Raw genomic sequence first — 13,112 nt, forward strand, 5'->3', positions numbered from 1 at the left:
TATTTTTTTGAGTGCTTTTTAAGGATTAAGGTTAAATTTTTAATTTCTTTTAATTACCTTTTTCATCAACAACACAAACAACGACTATTTTAAATCCCTATGATAGTGAAAATAATGCGAATGGTGTCCTTGGCGGGATTCGAACCCACGACCTTACGATTAGGAATCATACGCTCTATCCAGCTGAGCTACAAGGACATTTTATAAGAAAGCAAGAAACTTTATTGATAAGCCCCTTGCTGAGTGGATCAAATTTACTTGCCTTCTTCAACTTTTTGTTTAAGGATTTTGCCGGGTTTGAATTTAGGTACTCGTTTGTCTTCGGTTTTATAAGTTTTATCGCTTCCTGGAACTTTACCCTCTTTGCCTTTTTGCTCTGCGGTTTCAAATTTGCCAAAACCAATCAACTCCACGCTCTCACCCTTGCTTAAAGCTGTTTCTACCGCTAGAGTAAAGGCACTGATCGCTTCTTCGGCTTCTCTTTTGCTGTTGTATTTACCCGCTTCTTTAACCAAATCAATAAATTCCGCTTTGTTCATGTGGATAACCCCTTTTCTAATAGATGCCAAAACCAAGCGATTTAGTGCTTAGCCTGACTGATTGAGCGGTAATTATAATCAAATCCTAAAGATAAATCAAGCAAAAACGCTTTTTTAAGGGGGTTTAACGCATAAAAAATTTAATTTTGTTGGGTGCTTTTTTTATCTTTAGCGTTAAGAATTAAAGGCGTGCCTAAAAAATTAAATTCTTTCCTTAAGGTGTTAATCAAATAGCGTTTGTAACTGAAATGCAAGGCTTTAGGACGATTCATTATAAGAGAGATTTGAGGGGGTTTGGTGGCAAATTGCGTGGCGTAATACACTTTCACTAATTTCCCTCCATCGCTTGGCAAGGGGTGTTTTTGGGTGGCTTGAGAAATCACGCTATTGAGCAAGCTTGTGGGAATGCGTTTGGAAAAACACTCATAGACTTCTATGATTTTATGCTTGATCTCATCTATATGGCGCGTTTTTAAGCAGCTGGTTGTGATCACAGGGGCGTATTCCAAAAAGCGGAATTTCCTTTTTAAGGTTGCCATGATCTCTTCATAAGGGGCGTAGCGGATGTCCCATTTGTTTAAAATGAGAATGATGCCTAAAGAGTGTTTATCTGCTAAAGAGCTGATCTTTTCATCCAATTCCACAAAAGGAGCGCTCACATCTAAAACTAAAAGCGCAATGTGGGATTTTTCTAAGGCTTTTTGCGTGCGTTCTAGTGCGTATTTTTCAATGCCTAAAATCTTACCCCTATGCCTGATGCCAGCGGTATCCACAAAGCAGATTTTTTGATCGCCTATGAGAATGGTTTCATCTATGGGGTCAATGGTCGTGCCAGCCACGCTAGAAACAAGGCTCCTTTCTTTTTTCGTGAGCGCGTTTAAGAGCGAGCTTTTGCCCACATTCACTCTCCCAATGATGCCTACTTGAATGATCTCTTCTTCTTTATTTTCTTCTAAAGCATTATTAGGGGTTTCTAGGCTTTCTAAAATATCCGCATCCAAATCTTGCTCTATGATTTGGTTTAAATTCAATGCGTTCAATACCGCATCAATTAATGCGCTAATGCCCCTATTGTGCGAAACGGAGATGTTAAAACTCTTGGGAATGCCAAAAGAAGAAAACGCATAAGCTCGCTCTTTTTCTTTGTCGTTATCAATCTTATTGATCACTAAAAAGCAGTTAGGGTTGATCTTAAAAACCTCTCTAAAAAGCTTAAGATCTTCATCGCTAGGGATAGACTTGCCATCCACAACGTATAAAATCAAATCGCTCATTTGAGCGGCTTTTAAATTAAGGGCTTTGATTTCTTTGGACAAAAGAGTGTCTTTAGCCATGCCCCCTGTATCTAGCAATTCCACTTCATGGCCATTCAATGCGATTTTTCGTTTGTTAATGTCTCGTGTAGTGCCTGCAAAATCTGAAGTGATAGCGATCCTTTCTTTAGCCAGGCGGTTAAATAGTGAGCTTTTCCCCACATTAGGCTGGCCTAAAATCGCAATGGTTTTTAAAGTTTTATGGCTTGTATTCATCTTTTTTATCGCTTCAATTTAATCAAAATTAGATTACAATATTATAGTTATTTAAAGCTTAAATAAGGGTCTAGTATTGTTTTTAGTCAAAAAAATAAGCGTGGTAATAATGGTTTTAGTATGCTTTTTAGCTTGCTCGCAAGAGAGGTTTATTAAGTTGCAAAAAAAAGCCCAAGAGCAAGAAAATGACGGCTCTAAACGCCCTAGCTATGTGGATTCGGATTATGAAGTCTTTAGCGAAACGATTTTTTTACAAAACATGGTATATCAGCCTATAGAGGAAAGAAACGCTTTAGCTCAACTGACTAAAGATGAAGACAATTCTTTTAACCTTGAAACTTCTGTGATTTTGTTGAATGAGCCAAGCGATAATAATGAAAAAAACCCGCCCCTATACCCAAATGATCCCCATAACAACACTGCCAATAACGATACAAAAAACCCGTTCCTTTACAAACCGAAAAGAAAAGCCAAAAATCCAAAGCTCATTGAATACTCCCAACAAAATTTCTACCCCCTAAAAAATGGGGATATTATCATGAGTAAAGAAGGGGATCAATGGTTGATAGAAATCAAATCCAAAGCCTTGAAGCGTTTTTTAAAAGATCAAAACGATAAAGATCGCCAGATCCAAACTTTCACTTTTAATGACACTAAAACGCAAATCGCGCAATTTAAGGGCAAAATTTCTTCGTATGTTTATACCACCAATGACAGCGATTTGAGTTTAAGGCCCTTTTATGAATCCTTTTTATTAGAAAAAAAGAGCGATGATTTTTATACGATAGGGGATAAGGCTTTAGGCGCCATTGAGATTTCAAAGTGTCAAATGGTGTTAAAAAAGCATTCAACCGATAAACTAGACAGCCAGCATAAAGCCATCAGTATTGATTTGGATTTTAAAAAAGAGCGCTTTAAGAGCGATACGGAACTTTTTTTAGAATGCCAAAGTTAGGGCGTTTATTACGACAATTTAGATTTTTTTGGGTAGCATGTTAGCATTTCATAAGGCATGGATATTGTTAAAAAGTAAGGAATGTTTATGTGGATCACCCAAGAAATCACGCCGTATTTGCGTAAAGAATACACCATAGAAGCGAAATTATTAGATGTTAGAAGCGAGCATAATATCTTAGAGATTTTTAAATCTAAGGATTTTGGTGAAATTGCGATGCTTAACCGCCAATTGCTGTTTAAAAACTTTCTTCATATTGAAAGCGAGTTGCTCGCTCATTTGGGGGGTTGCACCAAGAAAGAGCTTAAAGAAGTTTTGATTGTGGATGGGTTTGATTTGGAATTAGCCTACCAGCTTTTTAAATACGACACGCATATAGATTTTGTGCAAGCGGATGAAAAGATTTTGGATAGCTTCATTAGTTTTTTCCCCCATTTCCATGAAGTGAAAAATAATAAGAATTTCACGCACGCTAAACAACTCTTAGATTTAGACATTAAAAAATACGATTTGATTCTTTGCTTGCAAGAGCCGGATATTCATAAAATAGATGGTTTAAAAAGAATGCTTAAAGAAGATGGGGTGTTTATTTCGGTAGCCAAACACCCGTTATTAGAGCATGTGAGCATGCAAAACGCCCTTAAAAACATGGGCGGGTTTTTTCCTATTGCCATGCCTTTTGTAGCGCCCTTAAGGATTTTGAGCAATAAGGGTTATATTTACGCTTCTTTTAAAACCCACCCCTTAAAAGATCTCATGACGCCAAAAATAGAAGCGCTAAAAAGCGTGAGATACTATAACGAAGACATTCATAGGGCCGCATTCGCTTTGCCTAAAAATTTACAAGAAGTCTTTAAAGACAATATCAAATCTTAAAATGATCTTAAAAAACGCTATCGCTCTCACAGGGGGGATAGGCACCGGTAAAAGCACCACCCTTAAAATATTAGAATCGCAAGGTTATAAAATTTTAGATGCGGATAAGATCGCCCACCAATTATTGCAAGAGCATCGGCTAGAAATCGCCCAACATTTTGGATCAGATATTTTAGAAAAAGATATTTTAAACAGAAAAAAACTTGGCGCGATCGTGTTTCAAAACGCTAATGAATTAAAATGGCTAGAAGATTTTTTACACCCCTTAATCCGTGAACGCATGCTTAAAAAAGCCTGTGAATTAGAGAAGAATCATCAAGCGTATTTTTTAGACATCCCTTTGTTTTTTGAAGTGGGGGGTAAAAAACGCTATCCTGTAAGTAAGGTAGTTTTAATCTATGCACCCAGGGCCTTACAAATTGAGCGCCTTTTAGAGCGAGACACACTCAAAGAATCTGAGATTTTGCAGCGCTTAGCTTGCCAAATGGATATAGAGCAAAAACGCGCCATGAGCGATTACATTATAGACAACAGCTCCAGTTTAAAAGATTTAAATAAGCAAGTTGAACGCTTTTTAAAAACGCTCTTATAAGCTCGTTTTGTCTATAAGCATGTTAAACTACCATTAAATTTTTTGTAAGGCTAAAAACATGATCACTTTAAAACAAGCCCTTTCTTTATCTCAAGATGAATTAGAAACCCTTAAAAACGAAATTGACGCTAAGGTTAGAGCTTCGGATTTGAACGCTTATATTAAAGCCCCTAGTCTTAATGGCGCTAGCGCTAAGGGGGTGCCTATCCTTATTAAAGACAATATCAGCGTTAAGGGGTGGGAAATCACTTGCTCCAGCAAGATTTTAGAAGGCTATGTCGCTCCTTATCATGCGAGCGTGATGGAAAACTTGCACCAAAACAGCATGGCAGGGTTTGGGCTTTCTAACATGGACGAGTTTGCGATGGGAAGCACCACAGAGTCTAGTTGCTATGGGATCACTAAAAACCCACGAGATAAAAACAGAGTGCCTGGAGGGAGTAGCGGAGGAAGCGCAGCAGCAGTCGCTGGCGGCTTAGCGGTGGCGGCTTTAGGGAGCGATACGGGCGGGTCTATCAGGCAGCCGGCGAGCTATTGCGGGTGCGTGGGGTTAAAGCCCACTTATGGGAGGGTGAGCCGTTATGGTTTGATTGCGTATTGTTCTAGTTTTGATCAAATCGGGCCTATCACACAAAATGTAGAGGACGCTTCTATTTTATTTGACGCAATTAGTGGGTATGATAGCAAGGACTCCACGAGCGCGAATCTCAAACCCACGCAAACCTTTAAAAACCTTAACAGAGACAAACGCTTTAAAATCGCTATCTTAAGGGATCACATTAAAGACGCGAGCAATGAAGTGCAACTCGCTTATGAAAACACCCTTAAAGCCTTGAAAGAAATGGGGCATGAGATTGTGGAAAAAAAGATGTTGGATTCGCATTATCAAATCTCTATTTATTATATTATCAGCATGGCTGAAGCGAGTTCGAATCTGGCTAGATTTGATGGGGTTCGTTATGGGAGGAGGGCTCAAAATATTAAAGATTTGAAAGAATTGTATCTCAAAAGCCGCAGTGAAGGTTTTGGCGATGAGGTGAAACGGCGCATCATGTTAGGGAATTTTGTCTTAAGCAGCGGGTATTATGACGCTTATTATTTGAAAGCCCAGCAAATGCGTTTGATGATCAAAGAGCAATACAACAAGATTTTTGAAGAAGTGGATTTGATTTTCACCCCTGTAGCCCCTACGAGCGCTCATTTATTCAACTACCATGCAAGCCCCTTAGAAATGTATTTGAGCGATATTTACACGATTGGGGCGAATTTGAGCGGTTTGCCGGCGCTTTCTTTGCCGGTCGCTAAAGATCCTTTAGGCTTGCCCATAGGGATGCAATTCATTGCTAAGGCTTTTGATGAACAAAGCCTTTTAGATGTTTCTTACGCTTTAGAGCAAGAATTGGATTTAAAACTAGATTAAGGATAGAAAATGAGAATTGTACAAAGGGCTTTGACTTTTGAAGACGTGTTGATGGTGCCTAGAAAATCCAGCGTTTTACCTAAAGATGTGAGCTTAAAGTCTCGCCTAACCAAAAATATTGGTTTGAATATCCCTTTTATTAGCGCGGCTATGGATACGGTTACAGAGCATAAAACCGCTATCGCTATGGCGCGCCTTGGGGGTATTGGCATCGTGCATAAAAACATGGATATTCAAACGCAAGTCAAAGAAATCACTAAGGTGAAAAAGAGTGAGAGCGGGGTGATCAATGATCCTATTTTTATCCATGCGCACAGGACGCTAGCGGACGCTAAAGTCATAACGGATAATTACAAGATTTCAGGCGTGCCTGTGGTAGATGATAGGGGGTTGTTGATTGGGATTTTAACCAACAGAGATGTGCGCTTTGAAACGGATTTGAGTAAAAAAGTGGGCGATGTGATGACTAAAATGCCTTTAGTTACCGCTCATGTGGGCATTAGTTTGGAAGAGGCTAGGGATTTGATGCACAAGCATAAGATTGAAAAATTGCCCATTGTGGATAAAGATAATGTTTTAAAAGGCTTGATCACGATTAAAGACATTCAAAAACGCATTGAATACCCTGAGGCCAATAAAGATGATTTTGGGAGGTTGAGAGTGGGGGCGGCTATTGGAGTGGGGCAGTTGGATAGGGCTGAAATGTTAGTTAAAGCGGGGGTGGATGCGTTGGTGTTAGACAGCGCGCATGGGCATTCAGCCAATATCTTACACACTTTAGAAGAGATTAAAAAAAGCTTGGTAGTGGATGTGATTGTGGGGAATGTGGTTACTAAAGAGGCCACAAGCGATTTGATTAGCGCGGGAGCGGACGCTGTTAAAGTGGGTATTGGGCCAGGAAGCATTTGCACCACTAGGATTGTGGCTGGAGTGGGAATGCCCCAAGTGAGCGCGATCGATAATTGCGTAGAAGTAGCGTCTAAATTTGATATTCCTGTGATTGCAGATGGAGGGATCCGCTATTCAGGCGATGTGGCTAAGGCTTTGGCTTTAGGGGCATCAAGCGTGATGATAGGCTCTTTACTCGCTGGCACAGAAGAATCTCCAGGGGATTTTATGATTTACCAAGGGAGGCAATATAAAAGCTATAGGGGCATGGGCAGCATTGGGGCTATGACTAAAGGGAGCTCTGATAGGTATTTTCAAGAGGGCGTGGCGAGTGAAAAATTAGTCCCAGAAGGCATTGAAGGGCGTGTGCCTTATCGTGGTAAAGTTTCGGATATGATTTTCCAATTAGTAGGGGGCGTGCGTTCTTCTATGGGGTATCAGGGGGCGAAAAATATTTTGGAATTGTATCAAAACGCTGAATTTGTAGAAATCACTAGCGCAGGATTAAAAGAAAGCCATGTGCATGGCGTGGATATTACTAAAGAAGCCCCTAATTATTATGGGTGAATTTTAAAAGAAAACAAGACAAATCGTTAAAAAACTCGTTAAAAAGCTTGATTTAATGAGTTTTTAAAACTTAATTGCTACAATTAAGGAAATTTTCAATAAGGCTTAGAGAAACTTTTTCATGGAACACAGAGTATTTACTATTGCTAATTTTTTTAGCTCCAATCATGATTTTATCACCGGGTTTTTTGTCGTTTTGACAGCGGTTTTGATGTTTTTAATCTCGCTTGGCGCGTCGCGCAAAATGCAGATGGTGCCTATGGGTTTGCAGAATGTGTATGAGAGCATCATTAGCGCGATTTTGAGCGTGGCTAAGGATATTATAGGCGAAGAATTGGCCCGCAAATACTTCCCCCTAGCAGGCACGATCGCTTTGTATGTCTTTTTTTCTAACATGATAGGCATCATTCCTGGTTTTGAATCCCCTACGGCTAGTTGGAGCTTTACGCTGGTTTTAGCGCTGATTGTGTTTTTTTATTACCATTTTGAAGGCATTAGAGTGCAGGGCTTTTTTAAGTATTTCGCTCATTTTGCAGGCCCTGTGAAATGGCTCGCCCCTTTCATGTTCCCTATTGAGATCATCTCGCATTTTTCTAGGATCGTGTCTTTATCGTTTCGTTTGTTTGGGAATATCAAGGGCGATGACATGTTCTTGCTCATCATGCTTTTATTAGTGCCTTGGGCGGTTCCTGTAGCGCCTTTTATGGTGTTGTTTTTTATGGGGATTTTACAAGCTTTTGTTTTTATGATCCTCACTTATGTGTATCTGGCAGGGGCTGTTTTGACCGATGAGGGGCATTAAACAAAACATTCTTGTTTGGCTTTGATATGGTGTTTTTAAACTTTGCTTCATGGTAAAGTTTTTAAAAAGATAGGGGGGTGGTTTTGAAACCATGCTCCCCTTTATCCTTTAATAACGCTTTTTAAAATTACCGCTTGCTTGTGTAAGTTCTATTTTATTATCAATACCCAATTTTAATAGCTTTTATAATTTTTTAAGCAATCATTAGATAAAATCCACCATACTTCTGTTTTGGATGTGTTTGGGTTTTAGAAGTGTTACTTTTTTATAACTTTTTCATATTCTTATGGGTATGTCGTCATTTTTTTACCGGAGAATTTTATCTTGAAAAACATTTATGTAGGGAATTTGGTTTATAGCGCTACCAGTGAGCAAGTCAAGGAGCTTTTCAGTCAATTTGGCAAAGTTTTTAATGTCAAACTGATTTATGACAGAGAAACGAAAAAACCTAAAGGTTTTGGCTTTGTAGAAATGCAAGAAGAGAGCGTTAGCGAAGCGATTGCTAAATTAGACAATACGGATTTTATGGGCAGAACGATTAGGGTAACCGAAGCCAATCCTAAAAAGTCTTAATCTTAAAGCATTAGAAAATTAGAAAATAATTTTCTAATGCACTTCATTCTCTTAATGCGTCTTATTTAGATTGCTTATAGAAGCTAAAAGGGGTTAAAGCCCTTTTAAAATCCATTTAAAGATTGTAATCCATTCTTAAAAGCGGTTAAAAATGAGCTTTATTTTAATCAAACAGGGACAACTAAAGCTTTAAAACGCTCGTTGGTATTTTTTACAATTTTTATTTATACAAACTGCCACCATTTCAAAAATTTAAAATGGAGCTCTCTCATTAGAGCGATTTTAGGGCTGTAGGGTTCTTCTTTTCGCGCTATCGTAGAGATTTGCTCATCATCAGCGATCACAAAAGGTTGTAACACCAGATTTTTCACGCCATGGATAAAAATAGCGTCCATTATCGTATCCACAGGAACAACCCATTTTCGGCTGTGTTTTTTAAAAACTTTGGCAATCTTGGGCGTGATCACATAGCCTTGAGTCCCCACCCCATGACTATAAGCTTTAATGATCCCCACACGCTCTTGTATCTCGTGGTTTTTATGGCTCAATGGCTCACTTTTCACACTGGCATCATACAATAAATGCATCAAACGGATATAGCCTAACTCTTGGATGTGTTTTTCTAAAAAATCCAAGCCCTCTTTAAAATCCTCTTTCAAGGTTATATCGTCTTCTAAAATACAGATCGCTTCATTGAGCTCTATGCATTTTTGCCACAAGGAATAATGACTCGCATAGCACCCAAGCTCCCCCAAGCTCATAAACTTCGCATGGTATTTTAAAGCGTAATAAAACTTAGAAACCTCACTGATGAGATTGGTTGTAATCCCCATGTCTTTGATGTTTTGCGTGATGAAATAAGGGTGTAAATGCTTTTTCACTAAGGGGTGCAACCCGCCTTCAAAAGTTTTAGAATAAATCGCATCAAAAATTTGTGCTTGGTGGTGGGTGGCATTGATGCTATTGAGTAAAGTCGTGGTGTCTCTAAAAACCAAACCAAATTTATCGCACACTTTTTGATTTAAAGAAATGATAAAAACACGCAAAGCTTAGACTCCCATAATTTTTAATAGAGTATATCGTTTTTAGGCTCTGTTTTACAATAAAACTCTTAAGAGAATAGGGGGTATTAAAATAGTTCTCCCCCCTACAACCCCCAACTAAATCCCCACAACCCCCTAAGGAGCGCTTTTTTGATTAAACAAGTTCTTTTATTATATTGATTGTAAAAAATGTTTTGAGCGTTTTTAAATTTTGTGATCAATATTTAATTAAAACAAAGCAAGAGAACGAAATCGCATTGCAACTAAACAAAAAACTAAAATACCTTACAAGCTTTGAAAATCCAATGAATGTTTGAAGCGAGAACTCATAACCCTAAAATCTAGGGCTATGAGCTTGATTTAATGGTGTTCTAAATAAGAAATCACGCTTAAAGCCGCCGTAGCACCATCGCTTGCAGCACAAACCACTTGCTTAGGGGCAAAAATGCGAATATCTCCTGCCGCAAACAAGCCTTGAACATCCGTCTTCATGGAAAAATCCACGACTATAGAGCCGTATTCATCACATTTGCACAGCATAGAGCCGTCTTCTTGTTTTAACACAGCGTTATTCACATCATAACCCACAAAAATAAAAAACCCCGGCACAACTAATTCTCTTTTTTCGTTAGTGGCTGTGTTTTTAATGCTTAAAGAAGACACGCCAGAAGCATCGCCCTTGATTTCTTCCACCACATAAGGGGTTAAAAACTCAATCTTATCATTGTTTTTGGCATGTTCTAAAGTGATAGGCGCACACCTAAAACCATCTCTTCTGTGGATGAGATAGACTTTTTTGCAGATGTTGGCCAGATAAATCGCCTCTTCTACGGCGGTATCGCCCCCACCAAGCACCGCTACTTCTTTATTTTTGTAAAAGAAGCCATCGCATGTCGCACAAGTGCTAACGCCTTTACCCCAATATTCTGACTCGCCTTTGATGCCTGTGTGTTTAGGGCTACCACCGGTAGCGATAATCACGCTTTTAGCTTCAAAAGTCTTGCCATCTTCTGCCAAAATAACAAAATGAGAGTCTTTTTTAGAAACTCTTTGAACAGCGGTCATCTCATGCTTTAAGCCAAAGCGGAAACACTGCTCCTGCCATGGTTGCATGAAATCCAACCCGCTCACCACTTCCTTAACGCCCGGATAGTTTTCAATCTCACTACTGCCAGTGATTTGCCCCCCAGGCATTCCTTTTTCAAATAAAACGGCGTTTTTAACACCGCCTCTAGTGGCATAAAGCCCCGCACTCAAACCTGCAGGACCACCTCCAATAATCGCACAATCTATCATGACTACTAGCCTAGAAGTTTGTTCAATTGCTCTTTTAAAGCAACTTTAGTTTGCACGCCCACCAACTGATGGACGACTTCGCCATCTTTTGTGAATAAAAGCGTAGGAATGCTTCTAATCCCAAATTTCGCGCTCAATTCTTCTTGCTCATCGGTATTGACTTTACAAATCTTAGCCTTACCTTCATATTCGCTAGCTAATTCATCAATCACAGGGGATAGCATCTTACAAGGCCCACACCATGGTGCCCAAAAATCCACTAACGCAACCCCTTTTTTAATGGTGCTTTCAAAATTTTCTTCAGTTAATTCAATATAGTGACTCATTGGTTACTCCTAAATATATGATTTTGATTAACGAGAATTATATTAGCTTAAGAATGTTAATGAAATCGCATTTACTTTCTGTAAAAATCTAAAAAGTGATATTTTCTAAAAGCTCAAATTTACCATTTTTCACAATGAGAGCGTCAATGCAAAAATCGCTGTTAGGATCTTTTTGAGACAAATAACAGCGGATCGTTTTAATCATCTTTCTTAATTTACTCGGCGTGATCGCATAAATGGGATCAAAATTTTCCCCGCTTTTGACTTCAATGAAATGCAAAACCCCTTTTTTCAAAGCGATAATATCAATTTCGCCAAATTGTGAAAAAAAGTTCCTCTCCACCATTTCAAAACCCAGCGTTTTTAAAAATCCGCAAGCTTCTTCTTCAGCCTTTAAGCCCTTTTCTCTATGTTTGTTGTTCAAAAATCGCATTCAATTTTCCAAACGGATCATTTTAGGGGTATCCAACACGCTTTGTAAATTTTCAAGCTCTTTAAGAGCGTTCAGCATAGATTTTTCGTTGGTGGTGTGCGTGGAAAATAAGATTTTAGCCTTGTTGGAATGCGGGATTTCTTTTTGCAAAACATTGTTGAGTGAAATATCATTTTGAGCTAAAATCGCGCTGATTTGAGAAAAAACCCCTTTTTCATCGCTCACTAACAAGCGCGTATAATAAGCGCATTGGATTTCTTCTTTAGGTTTTAGGGGGAGTTTTTGAGGGGTTTCAAAGCCTAGCATTAGAGAGCTTTTTTTCCTTGCGATTTCTATAATATCGCTAATGACCGCGCTTGCGGTAGGCTCTCCCCCAGCCCCAGCCCCATAATACAAAGTCTCGCCCACCTTATCCCCTATGACGCTGATAGCGTTCATCACCCCATCCACTTTAGAGAGCATGCATTCGTTTTTAATCATGCTTGGATGCACTCTTAATTCAATGCAATCTGGGTGTTTTTTAGCGATGCCTAAAAGTTTGATGCTATAACCAAACTCTTTTGCAAATTCCATGTCGTCTGGCTCTATTTTTTCAATGCCTTCAATTAAGATTTCTTCTAATTTCGCATCAATGCCATACGCTAAAGACGCTAAAATCAATAATTTGTGCGCCGCATCAATGCCTTTAATGTCAAATTCAGGGTTCAATTCCGCATAGCCTAAACGTTGCGCGTCTTTCAAAGCGTCCTTAAAGCTCGCTTGATTTTTAAACATCTGGCTTAAAATGTAATTGCTGGTGCCGTTTAAAATCCCTTTAAAAGAAAGGATATGATTAGCGCTCAAGCCGTCTTTTAAAGCCTTGATAATGGGGATACCCCCACACACGCTCGCTTCAAAGCCTATGGGGGTGTTTTTAGCGGTTTGTTCTAATTCATAGCGGTGATACGCTAACATGGCTTTATTGGCTGTAACGAAGGCTTTTTGTTTGGCTAAAGTTTTTTTAGCTAAAAGATAAGGCGCTTCCACCCCACCCATAAGCTCCACGATAATATCAATTTCTTTATCTTCTATCAAGCTTTCTAAATCATCACTGATTTCAAAAGCATAGCCCTTGTGCTTTTTCACGTCTCGCACCACCGCTTTTTTAATTTTAATTTCCACGCCGGCTCTGTCTTTGATGATTTCTTGATTTTCTTGTAAGATTTTAGCGACCGCACTCCCCACACACCCTAAACCCACAAGCCCTACATTCAATCTTTTTTTCATGCCTTTT

Annotated in this window: 14 protein-coding genes and 1 tRNA gene; 7 read left to right on the plus strand and 8 right to left on the minus strand. The window is 39.1% G+C overall.

Features of this window, described 5'->3' with window-relative positions; genetic code table 11:
- Window positions 1–121: 121 nt before the first annotated feature.
- The 3 genes from HPB14_RS02495 to der form a co-directional block, all read right to left on the minus strand.
- Window positions 122–198 (minus strand) — tRNA-Arg (locus HPB14_RS02495).
- A 56-nt stretch (window positions 199–254) separates the two neighbouring features.
- Window positions 255–539: an HU family DNA-binding protein gene (locus HPB14_RS02500; protein WP_001029077.1), complete on the minus strand. Its 285-nt coding sequence runs from the start codon at window positions 537–539 to the stop codon at window positions 255–257.
- A gap of 140 nt (window positions 540–679) precedes the next feature.
- Window positions 680–2,068 carry a ribosome biogenesis GTPase Der gene (gene der / locus HPB14_RS02505; protein WP_001097761.1) on the minus strand — a complete coding sequence of 463 codons (1,389 nt, stop codon included), beginning with the start codon at window positions 2,066–2,068 and terminating at the stop codon, window positions 680–682.
- Between the two features lie 76 nt (window positions 2,069–2,144).
- Here der and HPB14_RS02510 point away from each other — a divergent pair, with 76 nt between their 5' ends.
- The 7 genes from HPB14_RS02510 to HPB14_RS02540 all read left to right on the plus strand — a co-directional run bounded on the left by HPB14_RS02510 (window position 2,145) and on the right by HPB14_RS02540 (window position 8,741).
- Window positions 2,145–3,023 (plus strand): hypothetical protein, encoded by an 879-nt coding sequence (locus HPB14_RS02510; protein WP_000480414.1) that lies wholly within the window; start codon window positions 2,145–2,147, stop codon window positions 3,021–3,023.
- 87 nt (window positions 3,024–3,110) lie between these two features.
- Entirely contained in the window at window positions 3,111–3,899 is a 789-nt protein-coding gene (locus tag HPB14_RS02515) for a spermidine synthase (RefSeq protein ID WP_000265090.1), read from the plus strand.
- Window position 3,900: 1 nt separating this feature from the next.
- A complete protein-coding gene (gene coaE / locus HPB14_RS02520) occupies window positions 3,901–4,491 on the plus strand; it encodes a dephospho-CoA kinase (RefSeq protein WP_000601306.1) in 591 nt (196 codons plus the stop codon).
- A gap of 58 nt (window positions 4,492–4,549) precedes the next feature.
- Window positions 4,550–5,911 (plus strand): Asp-tRNA(Asn)/Glu-tRNA(Gln) amidotransferase subunit GatA, encoded by a 1,362-nt coding sequence (gene gatA / locus HPB14_RS02525; protein WP_000631467.1) that lies wholly within the window; start codon window positions 4,550–4,552, stop codon window positions 5,909–5,911.
- 9 nt (window positions 5,912–5,920) lie between these two features.
- Window positions 5,921–7,366, plus strand: coding sequence for an IMP dehydrogenase (gene guaB / locus HPB14_RS02530; protein WP_001223732.1), 1,446 nt, complete (start codon window positions 5,921–5,923; stop codon window positions 7,364–7,366).
- 121 nt (window positions 7,367–7,487) lie between these two features.
- Window positions 7,488–8,168, plus strand: a complete 681-nt coding sequence (locus tag HPB14_RS02535; protein WP_000401225.1) for a F0F1 ATP synthase subunit A — start codon at window positions 7,488–7,490, stop codon at window positions 8,166–8,168.
- 324 nt (window positions 8,169–8,492) lie between these two features.
- Complete coding sequence (locus HPB14_RS02540; RefSeq protein ID WP_000790561.1) at window positions 8,493–8,741, plus strand: RNA-binding protein; 249 nt, start codon at window positions 8,493–8,495, stop codon at window positions 8,739–8,741.
- A 224-nt stretch (window positions 8,742–8,965) separates the two neighbouring features.
- Here the strand turns inward: HPB14_RS02540 and HPB14_RS02545 are convergent, their stop codons facing one another.
- The 5 genes from HPB14_RS02545 to HPB14_RS02565 all read right to left on the minus strand — a co-directional run bounded on the left by HPB14_RS02545 (window position 8,966) and on the right by HPB14_RS02565 (window position 13,105).
- The gene (locus HPB14_RS02545; RefSeq protein WP_001263405.1) at window positions 8,966–9,787 is read right to left on the minus strand and encodes a glycosyltransferase family 25 protein; all 822 of its coding nucleotides are present in this window, start codon (window positions 9,785–9,787) and stop codon (window positions 8,966–8,968) included.
- A gap of 357 nt (window positions 9,788–10,144) precedes the next feature.
- Complete coding sequence (gene trxB, locus HPB14_RS02550; RefSeq protein ID WP_000564408.1) at window positions 10,145–11,080, minus strand: thioredoxin-disulfide reductase; 936 nt, start codon at window positions 11,078–11,080, stop codon at window positions 10,145–10,147.
- A gap of 5 nt (window positions 11,081–11,085) precedes the next feature.
- Complete coding sequence (gene trxA / locus HPB14_RS02555) at window positions 11,086–11,406, minus strand: thioredoxin (RefSeq protein WP_000020199.1); 321 nt, start codon at window positions 11,404–11,406, stop codon at window positions 11,086–11,088.
- An 88-nt stretch (window positions 11,407–11,494) separates the two neighbouring features.
- A complete protein-coding gene (locus HPB14_RS02560) occupies window positions 11,495–11,839 on the minus strand; it encodes a YraN family protein (RefSeq protein WP_001211720.1) in 345 nt (114 codons plus the stop codon).
- On the minus strand, window positions 11,840–13,105 hold the full coding sequence (locus HPB14_RS02565) for a homoserine dehydrogenase (protein WP_000746840.1): 1,266 nt from the start codon (window positions 13,103–13,105) through the stop codon (window positions 11,840–11,842). It lies immediately after the preceding gene.
- Between the last annotated feature and the right edge of the window lie 7 nt (window positions 13,106–13,112).

The organism is Helicobacter pylori HUP-B14 (assembly GCF_000259235.1).
In the GTDB taxonomy this organism is placed as follows: Bacteria; Campylobacterota; Campylobacteria; order Campylobacterales; family Helicobacteraceae; genus Helicobacter; species Helicobacter pylori_CU.

Bases quoted from the DNA above. Each gene is read 5' to 3' on its own strand.
- HPB14_RS02565 (WP_000746840.1), bottom strand. From the start codon at position 13,105: ATGAAAAAAAGATTGAATGTAGGGCTTGTGGGTTTAGGGTGTGTGGGG.
- HPB14_RS02560 (WP_001211720.1), bottom strand. From the start codon at position 11,839: ATGCGATTTTTGAACAACAAACATAGAGAAAAGGGCTTAAAGGCTGAA.
- gatA (WP_000631467.1), top strand. From the start codon at position 4,550: ATGATCACTTTAAAACAAGCCCTTTCTTTATCTCAAGATGAATTAGAA.
- trxA (WP_000020199.1), bottom strand. From the start codon at position 11,406: ATGAGTCACTATATTGAATTAACTGAAGAAAATTTTGAAAGCACCATT.
- HPB14_RS02500 (WP_001029077.1), bottom strand. From the start codon at position 539: ATGAACAAAGCGGAATTTATTGATTTGGTTAAAGAAGCGGGTAAATAC.
- HPB14_RS02515 (WP_000265090.1), top strand. From the start codon at position 3,111: ATGTGGATCACCCAAGAAATCACGCCGTATTTGCGTAAAGAATACACC.
- trxB (WP_000564408.1), bottom strand. From the start codon at position 11,080: ATGATAGATTGTGCGATTATTGGAGGTGGTCCTGCAGGTTTGAGTGCG.
- HPB14_RS02535 (WP_000401225.1), top strand. From the start codon at position 7,488: ATGGAACACAGAGTATTTACTATTGCTAATTTTTTTAGCTCCAATCAT.
- der (WP_001097761.1), bottom strand. From the start codon at position 2,068: ATGAATACAAGCCATAAAACTTTAAAAACCATTGCGATTTTAGGCCAG.
- guaB (WP_001223732.1), top strand. From the start codon at position 5,921: ATGAGAATTGTACAAAGGGCTTTGACTTTTGAAGACGTGTTGATGGTG.
- coaE (WP_000601306.1), top strand. From the start codon at position 3,901: ATGATCTTAAAAAACGCTATCGCTCTCACAGGGGGGATAGGCACCGGT.